We start from the raw sequence: 17,741 nt of genomic DNA, 5'->3' as shown, positions 1-17,741 counted from the left end.
GCGGATGCGAGATGGGGGATGTTCATGGGAGGGTCCGGAAATTTCCCGGATATACGGATCGTTGTTGACGGGGACGCTTGTCCGGTTAAAAGTGAAATAGCAGAGACAGCTTCCCGTTTTCATATTGACGTTATTATGGTATCTTCATATGATCATCTCATTCAGGGCAGCAAGGGCGTAAGCGTTGTTAAAGTAGACCGAAGCGACCAGAGTGCCGATCTCTATATTGCCAATCATATCCGCCGCGGAGATATTGTAACAACTAACGACTATGGTCTTGCTGCACTTGCCTTGGCAAAAGGGTGTGAAGTGATGTCTTTTCGCGGAACGATGTATCGAAACGATTCGATAGACTTCATGCTGGACCGACGCCACACTTCTGCCAAAGAACGGAAAAAAGGACGTTATGGAAAAGGTCCTAAACCGTTTACATTAGAGGATCGTGAAGTTTTTCAACATAAACTGACAAAACTTTTACTTCGCTTGCAGGAGAATGAATAACGGTATCGAATTATATTTACGTGCTAAAGAGATGAAGGTGGTTAATATGAGTGCCGGACAAGGTAACATACCGGACGATATCATCGAGTCAGTTTTACAACATCATGATATTGTAGATACGGTAAGCAAGTACGTGCATTTGACCAAACAGGGGAAATATATGAAAGGCCTCTGTCCTTTTCATTCCGAAAAAACCCCTTCATTCACCGTGACACCGGATCGTCAGATTTTTTACTGCTACGGCTGCGGCGCGGGAGGCAATGCCATCAAGTTCATGATGGAAATCGAAGGACTATCCTTTCCCGAAGCTGTCAGGACAATGGCAGAAGAAAGTCATATTCCGCTCGGCGAATGGCAGGGACGAGATTCATCGCATCAGCATCCTGAGTTGGACAGGCTGTTGCAAGCGTATGAACTAACATCTAAGATGTACCATTTTTTGCTTAAAAATACGGAGCACGGCAAACCAGCCATGGAATATTTGCGTTCACGGGGATTCAGTGACAAGATCATTGACCAATTCCAAATTGGCTATGCACCCAACCGATGGGATACGATCGTTCAGTTTCTTGAGAAGCGTTCTTTTGATCCTGTCGAGATGGAGAAGGGAGGGCTTATTTCTCCCCGACATGAGGGTGACGGATATGTAGATCGATTCAGAGATCGTATCATGTTTCCCATTTGGAATCGAAACGGAAAAGTTATTGCCTTTGCTGGCCGTATACTTGGCGAGGGGCAGCCGAAGTATTTGAACTCACCGGAGACCAAGCTATTTAACAAAAGCCGAACGCTGTACAATCTCCATCATGCTAAAACCTCAATTCGCAAGCTTCGTCAAAGTGTTCTTTTTGAAGGTTATGGCGATGTGATCTCGGCATGGGAAGCTGGCGTACAAAATGGAGTGGCCGCCATGGGGACTGCTCTAACGGAGCATCATGCTACGATGTTAAAGGGACTGTGCGACGAGGTTATTATTTGTTATGATGGTGACCGGGCAGGACAAGCGGCAGCGCTTAAAAATTTTCCGCTGTTGGAAAATGCGGGACTTCACGTAAAAGTAGCGTTGGTCAGCGACGGTATGGACCCGGATGATTTTATCCGGCAATACGGCGCCGAACGATTTCAGCGCCAAATTATCGAAAGTGCTGTTTCAACGGTGAAATTTAAGCTTATATATCTGAAAAAAAACCATATACTGCAAGAGGAAGAAGGAAGAATCGCGTATTCCCGCGAAGCATTAAATGTCATTGCACCTCTGTCATCCCCGACTGAGCGGGAAGTGTATCTGCGCGAAGTTTCAGCCGAAGTCAAGGTTGATTTTGAAACCTTAAAGCAAGAATGCAATTTACTCCGCCAAACCCTGCAAAAAAAACAGAACTTTGGGGATAATAACGAAAATGGGTGGAATAATGGTAGGCATAAAAAAGGGCAGGTTTCTACGCCCAATCTGTTGCCGGCTTACCATGTGGCTGAACGTAGGCTGCTTCACTGGATGATGCAGGATTTAGAAGCTGCAGAGTATGTAGAGAAGCATCTGGGGGACGCCTTTAATATTGAGGATCATGCAGCAATTGCTGCTTATCTATATGCCTATTACGCGCAAGGGAAGTTACCGGATACAAGCCGTTTTATTTCATCTTTGCAAGACGACCGACTGGAGAAGAACGTAAGTTCGATCATGATGATGGATGCTCCAGGCGTATGGGCACCGCACATTTTGGATGATTATATTCGTCAAGTGCGAAAATTTCCATTGCAGGAGCAACTGGATTTGAAAAGGGAAGAAATGAGAACCGCTGAGCGCTTAGGTGATTTTTTGCGTGCAGCACAAATTGCAAGTGAGATTATAGCCCTAGAGAGACAATGAACACACAGAGGTCGGATGTTTCTAGGAGGAGGGAGTCGAAAGATGGCGAATGATCAGCATACTGAACTGGAGACGGAATTAACACTGGATCAGGTCAAAGATCAACTGATTGAGTTGGGTAAAAAAAGTTCCTCTCTGAACTACAAAGATATCATGGAAAAACTGTCGCCGTTTGATCAGGACCCCGAGCAAATGGATGAGTTTTATGAGCAGCTGGGTGACTTGGGGATTGAGGTTGTAAATGACAACGACGAAGAAGTTACCAGATTGCGTCAAAATGACGACCCGGAAAACAATGACGGGGATGATTTTAATTTCGATGACGATCTGAGCCTGCCTCCCGGTATTAAAATTAATGACCCAGTCCGGATGTACTTGAAGGAAATCGGTCGTGTACCGCTGCTTTCTGCTGATGATGAGGTGGAGCTTGCCAAACGGATCAATAACGGCGATGAAGAAGCTAAGCGTCGGTTGGCTGAAGCAAACTTGCGTCTGGTTGTAAGTATTGCCAAACGTTATGTTGGTCGTGGCATGCTTTTCCTGGATCTAATTCAAGAAGGTAATATGGGTTTGATTAAGGCAGTAGAAAAATTTGATTACGAAAAAGGCTTTAAATTCAGTACGTACGCAACCTGGTGGATTCGTCAGGCGATTACGCGCGCAATTGCCGATCAGGCTAGAACGATCCGTATTCCGGTGCATATGGTGGAAACGATCAACAAGCTAATTCGTGTATCGCGTCAACTGTTGCAAGAGCTGGGGCGCGAACCTACGCCGGAAGAAGTGGCTGCCGAGATGGAGCTAAGCGTGGAAAAAGTACGGGAAATCATGAAAATTGCCCAAGAACCGGTTTCATTGGAAACACCAATTGGTGAAGAGGATGACTCACATCTGGGGGATTTCATTGAGGATCAGGAAGCATTGGCGCCTGCAGACGCAGCTGCCTATGAGCTTCTGAAGGAACAACTCGAGGATGTACTGGATACGTTGACCGAACGGGAAGAGAATGTTTTGCGTCTCCGTTTTGGTTTGGACGACGGAAGAACCAGAACTCTTGAAGAAGTGGGTAAAGTGTTCGGTGTTACACGTGAACGTATTCGTCAGATTGAGGCCAAAGCGCTGCGTAAGTTGCGCCATCCAAGCCGCAGTAAGCGACTGAAGGATTTCCTCGAATAGAAGCGTAACATTGCGGACCTTCTGCGGCTTGAAGCGCGCAGAAGGTCTTTTTTTTATCTCATGGCAGCCTTGGTGGAGGGGAAGAAGCTTGGACCAGGAGAAAAAACGGACAATACTGTTACATGAAATTGAGCATTGGCGGCAGAGTCGACTGCTCCCTGAGCAATATTGCGATTTTCTATCCAACCTGTATCGAGACGATGAAAATCCGGCACAAAGCCAGAACCGTAACAACACTGGGCTGCTTACATATCTTAGACACGGGCATGGGATCGCCTGGCTTCTTGGTTTTGTCATTATTTCCTGCATTTGTTTGATCGGTTTTTATTTTACCGCTTTTCCGTTGGCAATGCAAATATGCTTGGCAAGTGCAGTTACTGCCATTTGCTATGGAATGGCCGCGGTTTGGCGGTCTTCCGAAAAGAGTATGAGTGCAATGTTGAGCACTTTAGGCAGTGCAATTATGCTGGGTTCAGGTGTATGGATCATTCAGCTTCATCAGGGTGAAGCTAAGGTTTGGTTTCTAGTGCTGGTGGGCCTGTGCGGTTTGATATGGTGTCTCGTAGGATTAACTTTGCGCATCAGCTTGCTTCATTACTGTGGTCTTGCTGGGCTGCTTTTAGTGTATGCGGTGCTTATAGGCCGCTATTGGCCTACAGCTACTTTAGTGATGCTTGAGGTATTTTGGATTTTACACGCAGTATTGTTGATTGGATTAAGCTGGTGGGTACATCGCCGCTTTCCCCGTCTCGCGTTGGTTTATTTTACTATAGGACTGACCCTTGTGTTTATGGCGGAAGCAGACACGGTCGTCCTGCGCCATCAAGCAGCAGGGGAAGTGATGTTTTTTAGCATACTGAAGTTGGCTTTTGTCGTAGGGATTTTATTTTTGACTCGAAAAAAATGGATTACGTGGGTGACGTTATGAAACTTTCTCAGCGATTACAATATATTTTGGAACAAATTCCTGCCGGTAGCAGACTGGCTGATATTGGCTCGGATCACGGATTACTCCCTGTGGCTGCAGTGCGCTCTGGCAGAGTATCACAAGCCGTAGCGGGTGAGGTCAACGATGGACCATTGCGTGCGGCTCAAAAGCAGGTAGCTGAAGCAGGCCTTACAGATCGCATTGCGGTTAGAAAAGGGGATGGCTTGGCTGTAGTTAAGGTCAATGAGGTAGATGTTATTACGATAGCGGGCATGGGTGGTGCCTTGATCGCTTCCATTTTGGAGCAAGGGAAAGACAAGCTTGATTCAGTGAAACAGCTTGTTTTACAGCCCAACGTAGGCGAGGATATTTTACGACGCTGGCTAATCAAGCATCAATGGGTATTAATAAACGAACATATTATGGAAGAGGATGGTAAAATATATGAAGTTCTGACAGCAGTACCTGCTTCCGAAAGCACACTGAAACAGGACGAGTTGTATCGACCATGGGAACTTCCTGGTAGTTCGCTGGTACTGACAGAGGATTTGTTGATGCTACTTGGACCGTTATTGGTCAAAGCACCCAATGAAATCTTTTTTTCTAAATGGCAATTGGAGATTCGCAAGCTTCAGGATGTGCTGGCGCAAGTGGCACGGTCAGATCAGGCATCCGCGCAGCATAAGCAGGAGCAATTGCGCAAGCAAATTGAACAGCTGAAGGAGGTACTTGCATGTTTGCCAAAGGACAAACAGTAATTAGCTATATGGAGCAGCTGGCTCCGAAATACTTGGCAGTTCCAGACGATAAAATTGGTCTTCAACTGGGTAGCCTGCAAAAGGAAATCAAAAGCATATTAGTAGCCCTGGATGTCAATGATGAGGTTGTTGAAGAGGCGATCCGCATAAAAGCTGATCTCATTATTGCGCATCATGCGATTATATTCCGCCCACTTAAAGCTTTGAACACGGACCAGCCTGCAGGCAGATTGTATGAAAAGCTGATCAAGAATGATATTGCTGTCTACATCAGTCATACGAATCTGGATACGGCAGAGAATGGCATGAATGATTGGATGGCAGAAGCACTGGGTATTCAAAGTGAAGGTACGCTGGAGGATGTTCACACCGAGCAATTATTTAAGCTTGTCGTTTTCGTGCCCAAAACACATCATCAACGTGTACTGGATGCCGTACTGAATGCGGGAGCTGGACATATCGGTAACTACAGCCATTGCAGCTTTAACATCGATGGTTATGGAACTTTTGTACCGGGTAAAGGCACACAGCCGTTTTTGGGTGAGCCAGGTAAAATGGAACGTAGTGAAGAGGTTCGTATTGAGACTATTGTACCGCAGGGTGTACGCAATAAAGTTGTCCAAGCGATGCTGAAGGCTCATCCTTATGAAGAGGTGGCTTATGACCTTTACTCTATGGATTTGAAAGGCCGTACCTTTGGATTGGGACGAGTGGGCAAGCTCAAGGAAGCCCGCACGTTGCGGGAGTTTGTAGATGTTGTGAAAAACGGTCTCAACGTTGAGCATGTACGTGTGGTGGGTGACTTGGACCGTAGGATCAAAAAAGCAGCCGTGCTTGGAGGCTCTGGCAGTCGCTATGTAAATAAGTCGCTTTTTAAAGGCGCTGACGTATTAGTGACGGGGGATATCGACTATCACACGGCTCACGATGCCCTAATGGCCGGCATTGCTATTATTGACCCTGGACATAACGCAGAAAAGATTATGAAGCCTAAAACCGCAGAATGGATGCGCAAACGCTTGGCAGAAGGTCGATACTCAACGGAAGTATATGTATCTGAAGTAGACACCGATCCTTTTCAATTTTTGTAAAACCTTCACATCTATGAGAAAATAAAGGCGTACTATTACATTTTTTCGTAGGGAGAGGTTGTATGCGGACGATGATAGCCGATTCTGCGATTCATGCCTATCCAGGCATGGTTGCAATTGTTACTTCCCGTTATGAGGGAGTAAATAATGTAATGGCCTCAGGCTGGCATACATATATCGGATCATCACCGGGCATGTATGGCATTTCATTGAGGAAGGAAACGTATTCTTACGGACTGATTAAGAAAAGCGGAGGCTTTGGTGTTCAGTTTCTGCCTGCGCACAGATCGGAATGGATTCAGGCTGTAGGTACCTTTAGTGGTAGAGATGTAGATAAGTTTCAGCAGTTTGGGATTGCATATGAAGACGGAATTTCAGTGGATGTGCCTATATTGTTGGAAGCGTATCTCGCTTATGAGTGTAAAGTAGTGGATATTCATACCTACGGAGATCATGACTGGATTGTCGGCGAAATACAGCAGACCTACCGGGATGATGAACTATTCCTAGATGAGGACGTTCCTGATTTTAGTAAGCTTTCAATTCCGTTATACGTGGGAAGGTCTGCTTATTACGTGGCAGATGATTCATTACAGAGAAAGGTACATCCGTTTTATTTGAGCAAGTAAAAAGAGTGCTCTATAATTTACAATATTTACAGGGTTGTATCATGCACGCGTTCCCTGTATACTATGTAATGTTGTTCGGAAAGTTTAACAGACAATCGCTGGTGGCGTAAGCCACGAGAGGAAAGTCCGGGCTCCATAGGGCAGGATGCTGGATAACGTCCAGTCAGCGCGAGTTGAAGGATAGTGCCACAGAAATGGACCGCCGATGGCCGCTTGCGGCACAGGCAAGGATGGAACCGAGGTGTAAGAGACCCCGAGGAACGCTGGTGACTTCGTTCCTGGTAAACCCCATCTGGAGCAAGACCTAAAGGGACACAGCTTCTTCGCGAAGCAGCCTTAGCCCGAGGCGTGTCTAGGTTGGTCGCTGGAGCTGGATAGCAATGTTCGGCCTAGATAGATGATTGTCGCTTTTAGTGGGAGGGTAGTTCCCGTCTGTACCACGAATAGCACAGAACCCGGCTTACGGAAAACTTTCCCCACTGCAACACCTTAAAATGTATGAATCTATTTTATTAATGAATGACCTGTTTGCATGAGAAATCTTTAATCCAAATGTATTTATTACATTAAAAAGGGTGCTTCATATTCCTGTGGGAATGATGAAGCACCCTTTTTAATGTGCAGCCGGATTATGCAAAATCCGTACATTTATAGAATGAAGCCCCCAGCATAGCACTGGAGGCTTCATTCTGTTTTTTTTGACTTATAATTTCTCTGTCGTAAAAACGTGCGAGGATGAGGTGTGCAATCAGCACTCTATTAACGCGCGTTTCTTACTACATTTTCCTCCATATACATCTTCAACGCCCGATCCAATCGGTCAACTGCTTTTGGAAGCAGGCTTGGATCGGTATGCGTGAAGTTGATTCGCATATGGTTGCTGCCGCTCAGGTCAGCATAGAAAACTTGTCCAGGCACAAATGCGACTCCTTCCTGAATCGCGAGTTGCAGCAACTGCTCAGAACGGAAGCCTTCAGGTAAGGTAACCCACATAAACATGCCACCAAGTGCATCATTCCAAGTGATTCCTTCCCATTGGCGTTCTTTCATTAACGATGTAAGACGCAGCATACGAGTGTGATACTCAGCGGACACGGTACGTATATGTCCCTCCAAATCAAAGAAGTCCAACAGTTCATTCAAAGCACGCTGGTCAATACTGCTGGAGTGCAAATCAGCAGATTGTTTGGCATTTGCGGTCTTAACGACGATCGCTTGATCGGCCACCAACCATCCAGAGCGAACACCTGGAGCGACAGTTTTAGAGAATGTAGAAGTGTACATTACATGACCGTCGCCACCTAGCTGTTGATCAATAGAAAATAGGGATGGGAAGTTAAGGTTCTCATCAAATTTGAGTCGCCCGTAAGGATCGTCTTCAAAAATTAAAGTTCCGTATTTACGGCATAGCTCAACAACGCCTGTTCTGCGTTCCATACTCCATACACTTCCTGCTGGGTTGGAGAAGGTAGGGATGACATACACAAATTTTGGCTGATGCAGTTTGATTTTGGACTCAAGATCATCTAATTGCATACCGTTAGCGTCTGTATTTACACTTACAATGTTAGCACCATAGGAATTGAATACCTGAAGAGCTGCTAAATAAGTAGGGGACTCCACCAATACAGTATCCTGCGGATCAAGCAACACACGTGAAACTAGATCAATGGTCTGCTGCGAGCCTGTTGTCATGAGGATGTTATCTCTGGTGACGGAGATGCCTTGGGATGACATGATTGCTGCCAGACGTTCCCGTAGAGGAATGTATCCCTCGGTTAGGCCGTATTGAAGTGCGGTAGTACCGCCGAGGCGGAATACCCGCTCATAGGCTTTAGCAACCGCTTCGACGGGAAAGAAGGCATCGGCCGGAAGGCCACCTGCGAGAGATAATACATCTGTTCCCTGTGTCAGCTTCAAAATGTCCCTTACCATGGACGAGCCCTGAGTACGAGCCATACCCGAAAATTTGTATTCCAATCCAATCATCTCCTGTGTTCTATACTGTGCTAAGAAATTTGTTGTATTATATCGATAATGAAGTATAACAGTAAACGTCTAAATGTAACAGTTGATTTTTGGAGGGAAGGGTTCCGATGCATATTGATCTCAGCCGCAACAGCAGTGTCAAATTATATTTACAGATTACCAAAACATTAGCGGATCGCATTCAGTCAGGGCTACTACCTCAGGGTACGAAGCTTCCCTCTATCCGTCATCTGTCCAGTCTGCTTGCAGTGAGTCCTGTAACTGTAAGCAAGGCGTATGCCGAGCTAGAGTCCATGAATTTGGTTACGTGCACACAGGGAAAAGGTTGCTATGTGGCGGAAGCTTCAGTACCGATTTATCGTGAGGGGGCGCAGGATTTGTCATGGCAGATGTCGCTCATCGATTATTTGCCGCGCGCACAATTATGGAGAAACTTTAACCACAGCCGAAAGGCTACCTATTCTTTTCATATAGCCGCAATACAACCGGAGCTTCTTCCCACGCGCGAAATCATCGCAGATACTCAACGTTTATCCTCTGAAAATTCCAATGTAATGGCTGCATATGGGACTTTTGAAGGTGATTTAGAACTAAGAGAAGTGTTCGCAGACCACTTGAGTGAACGTGGTATACCTACAGTGGCAGAGCAACTGCTTGTGACCAGCGGAGCTCAACAGGGGATTGACCTGGTGGCGCGTACGTTTGTTGGCCCGGGAGATGTGGTCTACATGGAAGCTCCTACCTACACTGGGGCCATTGATGTGTTCACTAGTCGTGGTGCTAAAGTAATTATGATTCCGATGGACGAGGAGGGGATGCGGATTGATATTTTGACACGTCTCTGTGATACCCATCCCCCAAAATTGATCTATACGATACCTACCTTTCATAATCCTACCGGTGTAACTTTGACCATGGCCAGACGCACACAATTACTAGATCTGGCTCAAAGTTATCACTGCCTCATTGTTGAGGATGATCCATTTTCCGACCTGTATTACAAAGCAAAACCACCGCTTTCTATCAAGGCGCATGATCAATCCGGGCATGTTGTCTATATCAAAAGCTTCAGCAAAACTGTTGCTCCCGGTTGCCGTATAGCTTGTGTAGCGGCAACTGGGAGCGTAATGGATCGTTTAGTGGCTGCCAAGTCAACTACGGATTTGGGAAGCCCTCTATTAACGCAAAAAGCACTGCTACCCTTTATCAGAAATCGACTTGATCAGCATTTTGTTTCATTGCGAGAACAAATTCGTGATCGTCTAACTGTCGCATTGAATACGCTCCAGCGCTATGCTCCGCCAGAGGTTGCCTGGTATGCTCCTGAAGGTGGTCTCAATCTATGGATTAAACTTCCCTCTATGGTGGATATTGCAGAATTGGAGCGGGTAGCTGACCGTGAAGGCATTTCCTTTTTGCCTGGTGCGGTGTGCTATGCAGGTGGTATGGATAGTAATCATATCCGTATTTCTTTTTCGTATGTGGACAAGGAAACACTTAAATCAGGTCTGCGCAAGTTATGTACTTTGTTAGGCGAAATTCTTGATCATTCGGTCATTGTGGAACGAAAGCCTATTTTATAAGGGATAAATGTATTAGGGGGTAAACATCCAAGCACAGCATACGCCTTCTTAATATGCTGTACTAATTCACCGAAAGGAGTTGCACATTATGAGTCATTGCCATTACGACCCGGTTGTGTGCCCGCCGATCCAATTTGTAAATCATCAATTTTACCCACAGGTGGTGCCTGTTGTTCATCCGATTGAAATTATTAATCAGGCGCATGTTATACCTGTGCCCCACCACGTATTTCCGGTGGTTGTCAAGGATCCTGGTGACCCATGCTGTCATACTCGCAGTCATGGAAAGCGGCCTGTCCGTACCAGTTCTAAGCGTTAAGAAAGCCTAAAAAGGCAGCCATGGAGCAACATGGCTGCTTTTTCTGGGGGATCCTAGGCTTCCAATTTCCTCAATAGGGATTTTAACTTGTCACTGAAATGCTGTGGATAGAATTGCAGGGGAACATACGGACGTTGTGCTGCTTTCAATGCTTTATACACGTCGATTTGACCATACCCAAAATATTTGTCATGTCCTGGTGTGCCCAAATCAATTACGCTGTCTCTCATTAAATCCATTACCTCTTTATTGGTTAGATCAGGGTTAATGGATCGAATCAGGGCAGCTAGCGCTGATACATGTGGACTGGCCATTGAAGTACCCGACAGCGCAGCATATTGATTCCCTGGATACGTACTGGCAATACTTGCACCTGGAGCCATGACGTCCACGTAATCGCCGTAGTTAGAAAAGGATGCGCGGTGCATAGAAGAATCTGTAGCAGAAACGGCAAATACTTCAGGGTATGCTGCTGGATAACCAGGTCGCTCCGTATTATCATTGCCTGTGGCTGCAACTAATACAACATCTTTGTCATAAGCGTATTTGATTGCATCATGCAAAAATGAAGCTTGTGCATAGTTGCCGAGACTCAAATTGATGACCTTGGCCCCGTGATCAGCTGCCCATATAATACCTTCTGCAACCGAGTAAGTCGTACCGGAGCCAGATTGGTCAAGTACCTTGATCGGCATGACCTTGTTGTACCACGTCATACCGGCGACTCCCTCACCGTTATTTACGAGCGCAGAAATGATGCCAGCGACATGCGTTCCATGACCGACGTCATCATAAGGCTTTTCAGACGGGTTGACCACGTTATGCCCTGAAAGAATTTGACCTTTTAGATCAGGATGATCCAAATCCACTCCTGTATCTACAACCGCGACAATTACATCTTTGCTGCCTTTGCTTAGTTTCCAACCTCTGTTGGTTTCGGTAGCAGGCAGGTTCCATTGATAGCGAGAAAAAAGCAGATCATTAGGAATAGAGCTGTCCGCTTTGATAGGTGCTTTCTCATTAGTCAGATACATATAGTGAGGCTCAGCATAAAGTGGATTCCACTTTCGTGAAAAGTATTGCTTTAGCTCTTTAAAGTTCATCTTATCCGAATGAAATACATAAGTATAACCAAGCTTACGACCTGGCTCACAGTGTAAGTCTGCTGCAATTTCCTGCAGTTGTCGTGAATCGGGATTGTGACGGAAGCGAACGACAATTTCGTTTTCAAAATAATGGCTTGCATTTTCATTGTCGTGACCCGTTTTGACCGTGATATCGTGCAGTGTGTCAGGGTGTACGGATTCGATTTTGTAGCTACCTTCTTTTGGATAGGGAATCAAACGCAAATTTTTGCGCTGATGCTTCTCCACATCACGTAATACTTGCTGACTGACTAGAGCAGCAACGCCGCATGTTCCATCAGCCGATGGTTCAGCCATGACGAAATATTTACCGCCTTCAACCTGAAAAGCAGCCGATTCATAGGATTTATTTTGCGTGACAGAACGACGAGCTGCAGCCAAGCTGCTTTGAATTTGAGGATGGCTTAGCAGACTTGTCTGTGCTTTGCTACCTGTATAGGTGTTAGTCTTTCCGTCCCTAATGTGAATCCACTGGAGCGTATGAAGATGACTGTGTGATTGCTGCAATGTGTGGGTGAACTGTCTTTTCTGATCGGCAGTTTTACCATTCAGCTCCCGCATTACGTATTGAATATCCTGTCTTGCGTCCATCCGTGTGAGGGTATCTGTAGCGGACAGGTCCAAAGCCAACATTCCTTTTTTAAGCTGCTTCTCCTGCTGTGGTACCATCTTGGTCGTATATTCGGGCTGTGGTGTGTGGCGGTGATCGCGTGAAGGCAGCATCAGTGTGATCAGAAGCACCCCGGCAGCTGCTCCAAGCAGGGGTTTTAACCATTTTCGCCGAGACATGAACCGTCCTCCTTAAGTATTCATAAATTTATGGTTTAGCGTGAGGAGGTTGGCATGTTTTTATACCTTTCAATGCTTATTTGTGGTAGGATAAATACTGAAAATTACAGCTCTTTCGGTTAGAAGGGACTATTTTCGGGTAACCAAATTGATGAACAAGCAACAAATAAGGGGGAGCTGCCTTGATGTCAGCAGTCAACGTACAAAAATTATGTGAGTCGGCGCAGGAGAGACTGAAAACTGCCGTAAAACGTGTGGAAACATTCCTCAATGAGCATGCTCTGCCGCAACTGGCTGTGGATGGCAATGAGGAGTCCGTACTTTTTTACAAAGGTTTTTTGTCGGATCTCCGCCATGTCCTTGTTTTTTCCGAAGTATCCTATGAAAAGTTGGGTGTGGCTTTGCGCCGTGCCAACTTTGACGTCGATTTTGCGGAAAAGGCATTGTATAACGTATACCATGACTGCGTGAACAGCTTTTTTTATCCCAAAAATGAATCTTACGCAGAGGACGGACGCTATGCTTATACGGGACAAGATGCTATCCGCTTCCGTAAAACGCCAGTGCCAGCCGCACGCGAAGTGATCATGGACATTACGAAAAACTTTGAAGAATTGCGTGATGATCTGACTTATTATGAAAGTGATTATTTGACACAGCGCCGGATGCAGACTCGTCGTACTCATGCCTAAAGCATTCAATCCAGAAATTCATTTCTAATCAAAAACTAAAACAAGACAAGCAAGCCGTTTTCTACTTGTTTCCTGCCAGTTTGGAGGAGACGAAGGGAAGCGGCTTTTTTCGTATGTCACCAACTGCCATATGCCATGAACGCATAGGTGCAGACGAGCGGGGGGACAATGAATCCGAGGTGATGATCATGAGCCAAGAGGCCAAGCCAATCGTAAAGTGCAGTGTAGCCAATTGCCATTATTGGGGAGAAAACAACTTTTGCAAGGCAGATTTGATCATGATTGAAGTAGATGGTCATGCCGGGAAAAAATTTAAAGAAGAATATGCGGGGGAAAGCTTTAGTTCAGAAGAACGTGATAAGGCTGCAACGTCTGCTGCAACCTGTTGCCACACCTTTAAGCCGAAGTCTCTGTAGATTTATTACGCGATTCATTTCCATTTGGAGGTGCAGGAATTATGGAAGATCATGAAAACGATAAGCATAAGAATGAAGAGCATGTTAGCCGTGAACGTGTAGATTATCCTCGTCACGTTCAGGAGCGCTCTGCCAAGCGCCGCCATCATCGTGAGGAATATGCCGCAGAGGTTGCTCCTGGCTCGCCAGTTGTGACCAAACATGAGAACAAGGGTGAAGAGCAGGTTATAAACAATAGTGGTCGTATTTCCGGCTATATTGGGCTGGCTGCTGGTATCGCATCATTGTTTATGTGGTCTATTGTGCTGGGACCCATTGCGGCAGTTTTAGGATTTTTTGCTTATGTAAATGGCAGTAAAACAACCGGTATTTGGTCGATTGGTCTTGGCGCATTGGCAACCTTGAGTTATTTTGCGTTTATCCCGTTTGTGCGCTAACCCTGTTGGGTAAAGGTTCCGATATCTTAGCTCCGCTGTCTTTTCGACAGAAACGGAGCTTTTTTTTCATTAAAAAGTATGGAAGTACATAGTAAAAAGTTGTATCATAGCAATAACGACAAGCTATTTGGGATATAACAACTATAGAAAGTTGGGAACACCACATGCAAATTGATCCGCGCGTGTCCAAATCCATGTTAGACATGCAGCTGTTAAATAATATGAGTGCTACGACCCAGACGGGTACAGCGGATGCTTTTTCTGGATTGCTGGAACAAGTAGGTCAGCTGGAAACAGATGATGCTGTCACTCAAGAAAATTCAGGCGATGTTACCAGAGATGAAAACGGCTTACTCTGGCTTCAACTGGGACCTTCGAGGGGAACGGCTTCGCCACTGGAAGTCTATCCGGCTTCTTCCAATGCAGCAACGGACGGACCTACAAAAGCTACAGCGTATGATAGTTTGATTAATGAGGCAAGTCAGAAATACGGCGTTCCGGTAGCTTTGATTAAAGCAGTTATTGATACGGAATCTTCATTTAATCCATCGGTTACTTCTTCGGCCGGAGCCAAAGGACTTATGCAGTTGATGGATGCTACAGCTCAAGGTCTGGGAGTTAGTGACCCCTATGATCCTGCACAAAATATTGATGCTGGCGTACGCTATTTGTCTTACCAGATTAAACGTTTTAACGGACAGGAAAATATGGCGCTGGCTGCGTACAATGCAGGTCCTGGACGGGTGCAGCGGCTTGGAGTAAGTAGTGATGAGCAGTTGATGTCTGTACTGAACAAGCTTCCGGTAGAAACGCAAAGATATATTTCCAAAATTCAGAATGCACGTGAAAAATATACCATCTAAGCCCTATAGCTTATAGCATAAAAGTGCGTAATTTCAATTCGATTAGGTCCGCAGACAGGATCAATATGGGGAAAGGGTGTCGCTGTAATGAAGCGGCCTTTCCCTGTTTTGGTCTTTTTTTGTTGTAGCAGTTGTGGGGCAGAAAGGGGAGTTTGATGAAATATTTTGATTATGCCGCGACAACTCCGCCTTTTGAAGAGGTGATTACAACCGTTGCCGAGGTAATGAGACGCCATTATGGCAATCCATCTTCCATGCATCGGTATGGAGAGGACGCGGATAAGTTGATTAAGCGCTCGCGCGAAGTATGCGCTGCAGCTTTGGGAGTATCTCCTTCGGAGATTGTCTTCACATCCGGGGCAACGGAAAGTAATAATCTTGCCGTTAAGGGAGCAGCTTTGCAGTATCAGACTAGAGGCAAACATATCGTTACTGTATCGACAGAGCATCCGTCTGTGTATGAAGCATGCAAACAGCTAACAAATTTGGGTTTTGAGGTTACTTTTTTACCTGTGGATGAGGAAGGTCATGTGACTGCCGAACAGGTTTGTGCAGCTGTTCGTAAAGATACGATTTTAGTTAGTATCATGCATGTCAATAATGAGACGGGAAGAGTGCAACCGTTGCATGATATCGGAGCTGCGCTGAAGAAACAGTTCCCTCGTGTCCTATTTCATATTGACGGTGTACAGGGGTTTGGAAAGCTGCCGGTTGATATCCGGGGGTGGCAAGCTGATCTGTATAGCCTTTCAGCGCATAAGCTACGTGGACCCAAAGGTGTGGGGTTGCTATTCGTTCGAGAAGGTGTAGAGCTTTTCCCACTGCTTAGTGGCGGCTCTCAGGAGCAAGGGGTTCGTGCGGGTACCGAAAATGTACCATCGCTTGTCGGTATGTCTAAGGCGGTACGGCTGGCGGGCGAACGACAAGCAGAGACTGCACGGCGCATGATCGAGTGGAGAGAACGGGTGGTCGCAGAAGTGAAAACAATCCCTCAACTGCGGCTGAACAGTGGGAAAGAAGCGCCGCATATTGTCCACTTTTCGTATCCGGGCATGAAGGCCGAGGTACTGCTGCATACGCTGGAGCAATTGGGAGTGGCAGTGTCCACCAAATCGGCTTGCTCTTCAAAATTAGCCGAGCCCAGCCGGGTACTGCTGGCGATGGGCCGCAATGAGGCAGAAGCAGCCGGCGGCATTCGTATCAGCTTTGGTGATGAACATACGGAACAGGATATCGACGAGCTCATACTCGCACTTCGACAGGCTGTAGCCAAGCTGGAATCCCTTGAAAGGTGGAAACGTTAAAATGCACTATGATATGCTGTTACTTCGCTTCGGCGAATTTACATTAAAAGGGAAGAATCGTGCTCGTTTTGAAAAGGCTGTACTGAAACACGTAAAACTGCTGCTTAAGCCTTTTCCAGGTGCTTCTTTGCGCAAGGAATTTGGACGGATTTATGTGGTTCTCGGGGGAGAGCCTTATGAACAGATCATTCAAGTATTGCAAAAGGTGTTTGGCATCACGACGATTAGTCCTGTCAAAATGGCGCCTGTTGAGTTAGATGCTATCATTGAGACGGCTGTAGCTCTAATGCATGAGCTGAACGTAGACGAGGGAACGACATTCAAGGTAAATGCCCGCAGAGTATGGAAGGGGTTTCCCCATTCTTCACAAGAGATGAATCATTTAATTGGTTCTCCTATATTGCGGAATTTTCCGGCGCTGAGGGTCGATGTACGTCAACCTAATATTGAGCTGCGTGTGGAGGTAAGAGAGCAGGCGGCATATATTTTTAGTGATGTCATTATGGCTGTCGGGGGCTTTCCGTTAGGGACGAACGGCAAAGCTATGCTGCTGCTGTCCGGTGGAATTGACAGTCCGGTAGCAGGATGGTCATCCATGCGTAGAGGCTTGGAAATCGAATGTGTACATTTTTATAGCTATCCATTTACAAGTGAGCGTGCGAAAGAAAAGGTTATTGATTTGGCAAAAGTATTAGCAGGCTACGCGGGCCGAATCAAAATCCACCTTGTGCCGTTTACAGAAGTGCAGACGGCCTTTACTCGCACTGGGCAGGATAATTTGATTATTACGCTAATGAGGCGGTCTATGCTGCGAATTGCAACAATGCTGGCAGAGCGTGAAGGAGCATTGGCACTCGTGACGGGCGACAGTCTGGGTCAAGTTGCTAGTCAAACGCTATCCAGCATGAATGTGATTGGTCGTTCGACGGAACTCCCCTTGCTGCGACCTCTCGTCATGATGGATAAGCAGGAGATCACAGAAATCGCTAAGCAAATTGGCACCTACGATTTATCCATTCTCCCGTATGAGGATTGCTGTACATTGTTTGTTCCCAAATCTCCCACGACCAATCCGAATTTGTGGGTAGTGCAGAAGATTGAAGCCTCTATTCGGGATTTAAATGCTTTGATCGATCAGGCTGTAGCTACAACGGAGACGGTTGTCCTTGAGGCAGGTGGAGCTGTAGAGGGGCGTAAAGAGGAAGTTATACAGGAAGATTGGTTTTAATAAAAAAAGGCAGACCCGCAACAATG

At 46.1% G+C, this 17,741-nt stretch carries 17 protein-coding genes and 1 other RNA gene; 16 read left to right on the top strand and 2 right to left on the bottom strand.

Going from position 1 to position 17,741, the window contains the following annotated elements:
* The first annotated feature begins 24 nt into the window (after positions 1 to 24).
* The 8 genes from C400_RS0121470 to rnpB all read left to right on the top strand — a co-directional run bounded on the left by C400_RS0121470 (position 25) and on the right by rnpB (position 7,428).
* Positions 25 to 501 carry a YaiI/YqxD family protein gene (locus tag C400_RS0121470; RefSeq protein WP_017428153.1) on the top strand — a complete coding sequence of 159 codons (477 nt, stop codon included), beginning with the start codon at positions 25 to 27 and terminating at the stop codon, positions 499 to 501.
* Positions 494 to 2,368 carry a DNA primase gene (gene dnaG / locus C400_RS0121465; protein WP_017428152.1) on the top strand — a complete coding sequence of 625 codons (1,875 nt, stop codon included), beginning with the start codon at positions 494 to 496 and terminating at the stop codon, positions 2,366 to 2,368. The genes C400_RS0121470 and dnaG overlap by 8 nt, the downstream gene beginning before the upstream one ends.
* A gap of 42 nt (positions 2,369 to 2,410) precedes the next feature.
* On the top strand, positions 2,411 to 3,544 hold the full coding sequence (rpoD, locus tag C400_RS0121460; protein ID WP_007431230.1) for an RNA polymerase sigma factor RpoD: 1,134 nt from the start codon (positions 2,411 to 2,413) through the stop codon (positions 3,542 to 3,544).
* Between the two features lie 88 nt (positions 3,545 to 3,632).
* Positions 3,633 to 4,472 (top strand): hypothetical protein, encoded by an 840-nt coding sequence (locus tag C400_RS0121455; RefSeq protein WP_017428151.1) that lies wholly within the window; start codon positions 3,633 to 3,635, stop codon positions 4,470 to 4,472.
* Positions 4,469 to 5,230 (top strand): tRNA (adenine(22)-N(1))-methyltransferase, encoded by a 762-nt coding sequence (locus C400_RS0121450; RefSeq protein WP_017428150.1) that lies wholly within the window; start codon positions 4,469 to 4,471, stop codon positions 5,228 to 5,230. The genes C400_RS0121455 and C400_RS0121450 overlap by 4 nt, the downstream gene beginning before the upstream one ends.
* On the top strand, positions 5,206 to 6,321 hold the full coding sequence (locus tag C400_RS0121445) for a Nif3-like dinuclear metal center hexameric protein (protein WP_017428149.1): 1,116 nt from the start codon (positions 5,206 to 5,208) through the stop codon (positions 6,319 to 6,321). Before C400_RS0121450 ends, C400_RS0121445 begins: the two co-directional genes overlap by 25 nt.
* A 62-nt stretch (positions 6,322 to 6,383) precedes the next feature.
* Positions 6,384 to 6,950, top strand: a complete 567-nt coding sequence (locus tag C400_RS0121440) for a flavin reductase family protein (RefSeq protein WP_016821575.1) — start codon at positions 6,384 to 6,386, stop codon at positions 6,948 to 6,950.
* Positions 6,951 to 7,029: 79 nt separating this feature from the next.
* An RNA gene (gene rnpB, locus C400_RS26355) (RNase P RNA component class A) lies at positions 7,030 to 7,428 on the top strand.
* 281 nt (positions 7,429 to 7,709) lie between these two features.
* Here rnpB and C400_RS0121435 read toward each other — a convergent pair.
* A complete protein-coding gene (locus C400_RS0121435; RefSeq protein ID WP_017428148.1) occupies positions 7,710 to 8,930 on the bottom strand; it encodes an aminotransferase-like domain-containing protein in 1,221 nt (406 codons plus the stop codon).
* A 116-nt stretch (positions 8,931 to 9,046) separates the two neighbouring features.
* Between C400_RS0121435 and pdxR the strand changes: the two genes are divergently transcribed.
* Together pdxR and C400_RS0121425 are read left to right on the top strand one after the other, a co-directional pair.
* Positions 9,047 to 10,522, top strand: coding sequence for a MocR-like pyridoxine biosynthesis transcription factor PdxR (gene pdxR / locus C400_RS0121430; protein WP_017428147.1), 1,476 nt, complete (start codon positions 9,047 to 9,049; stop codon positions 10,520 to 10,522).
* Positions 10,523 to 10,610: 88 nt separating this feature from the next.
* A complete protein-coding gene (locus C400_RS0121425; RefSeq protein ID WP_013372124.1) occupies positions 10,611 to 10,841 on the top strand; it encodes a hypothetical protein in 231 nt (76 codons plus the stop codon).
* A gap of 53 nt (positions 10,842 to 10,894) precedes the next feature.
* On the opposite strand, the gene C400_RS0121420 is transcribed toward C400_RS0121425, so the two are convergent.
* Positions 10,895 to 12,775, bottom strand: coding sequence for a S8 family peptidase (locus C400_RS0121420; RefSeq protein WP_017428146.1), 1,881 nt, complete (start codon positions 12,773 to 12,775; stop codon positions 10,895 to 10,897).
* Positions 12,776 to 12,960: 185 nt separating this feature from the next.
* Between C400_RS0121420 and C400_RS0121415 the strand changes: the two genes are divergently transcribed.
* The 6 genes from C400_RS0121415 to thiI all read left to right on the top strand — a co-directional run bounded on the left by C400_RS0121415 (position 12,961) and on the right by thiI (position 17,715).
* Positions 12,961 to 13,467 (top strand): YpuI family protein, encoded by a 507-nt coding sequence (locus tag C400_RS0121415; protein ID WP_016821571.1) that lies wholly within the window; start codon positions 12,961 to 12,963, stop codon positions 13,465 to 13,467.
* A 188-nt stretch (positions 13,468 to 13,655) separates the two neighbouring features.
* Positions 13,656 to 13,883, top strand: coding sequence for a DUF1540 domain-containing protein (locus C400_RS0121410; RefSeq protein ID WP_025365350.1), 228 nt, complete (start codon positions 13,656 to 13,658; stop codon positions 13,881 to 13,883).
* Positions 13,884 to 13,924: 41 nt separating this feature from the next.
* Positions 13,925 to 14,320, top strand: coding sequence for a hypothetical protein (locus tag C400_RS0121405; RefSeq protein ID WP_016821569.1), 396 nt, complete (start codon positions 13,925 to 13,927; stop codon positions 14,318 to 14,320).
* A gap of 164 nt (positions 14,321 to 14,484) precedes the next feature.
* The gene (locus C400_RS0121400; protein ID WP_017428144.1) at positions 14,485 to 15,183 is read left to right on the top strand and encodes a lytic transglycosylase domain-containing protein; all 699 of its coding nucleotides are present in this window, start codon (positions 14,485 to 14,487) and stop codon (positions 15,181 to 15,183) included.
* Positions 15,184 to 15,338: 155 nt separating this feature from the next.
* The gene (locus C400_RS0121395) at positions 15,339 to 16,487 is read left to right on the top strand and encodes a cysteine desulfurase family protein (RefSeq protein WP_017428143.1); all 1,149 of its coding nucleotides are present in this window, start codon (positions 15,339 to 15,341) and stop codon (positions 16,485 to 16,487) included.
* A 1-nt stretch (position 16,488) separates the two neighbouring features.
* The gene (thiI, locus tag C400_RS0121390) at positions 16,489 to 17,715 is read left to right on the top strand and encodes a tRNA uracil 4-sulfurtransferase ThiI (RefSeq protein WP_017428142.1); all 1,227 of its coding nucleotides are present in this window, start codon (positions 16,489 to 16,491) and stop codon (positions 17,713 to 17,715) included.
* Positions 17,716 to 17,741: the final 26 nt, after the last annotated feature.

It is taken from the genome of Paenibacillus sp. ICGEB2008, assembly GCF_000307675.1.
GTDB lineage: Bacteria > Bacillota > Bacilli > Paenibacillales > Paenibacillaceae > Paenibacillus > Paenibacillus polymyxa.
The sequence above is the reverse complement of the archived record's forward strand: the minus strand, read 5'-3'. Positions and strand labels throughout refer to the sequence as shown.

Coding starts and splice junctions, on each gene's coding strand:
- C400_RS0121470 (WP_017428153.1), top strand. CDS start 25: ATGGGAGGGTCCGGAAATTTCCCGGATATACGGATCGTTGTTGACGGG.
- dnaG (WP_017428152.1), top strand. CDS start 494: ATGAATAACGGTATCGAATTATATTTACGTGCTAAAGAGATGAAGGTG.
- rpoD (WP_007431230.1), top strand. CDS start 2,411: ATGGCGAATGATCAGCATACTGAACTGGAGACGGAATTAACACTGGAT.
- C400_RS0121450 (WP_017428150.1), top strand. CDS start 4,469: ATGAAACTTTCTCAGCGATTACAATATATTTTGGAACAAATTCCTGCC.
- C400_RS0121445 (WP_017428149.1), top strand. CDS start 5,206: ATGTTTGCCAAAGGACAAACAGTAATTAGCTATATGGAGCAGCTGGCT.
- C400_RS0121440 (WP_016821575.1), top strand. CDS start 6,384: ATGCGGACGATGATAGCCGATTCTGCGATTCATGCCTATCCAGGCATG.
- pdxR (WP_017428147.1), top strand. CDS start 9,047: ATGCATATTGATCTCAGCCGCAACAGCAGTGTCAAATTATATTTACAG.
- C400_RS0121425 (WP_013372124.1), top strand. CDS start 10,611: ATGAGTCATTGCCATTACGACCCGGTTGTGTGCCCGCCGATCCAATTT.
- C400_RS0121420 (WP_017428146.1), bottom strand. CDS start 12,775: ATGTCTCGGCGAAAATGGTTAAAACCCCTGCTTGGAGCAGCTGCCGGG.
- C400_RS0121415 (WP_016821571.1), top strand. CDS start 12,961: ATGTCAGCAGTCAACGTACAAAAATTATGTGAGTCGGCGCAGGAGAGA.
- C400_RS0121410 (WP_025365350.1), top strand. CDS start 13,656: ATGAGCCAAGAGGCCAAGCCAATCGTAAAGTGCAGTGTAGCCAATTGC.
- C400_RS0121405 (WP_016821569.1), top strand. CDS start 13,925: ATGGAAGATCATGAAAACGATAAGCATAAGAATGAAGAGCATGTTAGC.
- C400_RS0121400 (WP_017428144.1), top strand. CDS start 14,485: ATGCAAATTGATCCGCGCGTGTCCAAATCCATGTTAGACATGCAGCTG.
- C400_RS0121395 (WP_017428143.1), top strand. CDS start 15,339: ATGAAATATTTTGATTATGCCGCGACAACTCCGCCTTTTGAAGAGGTG.
- thiI (WP_017428142.1), top strand. CDS start 16,489: ATGCACTATGATATGCTGTTACTTCGCTTCGGCGAATTTACATTAAAA.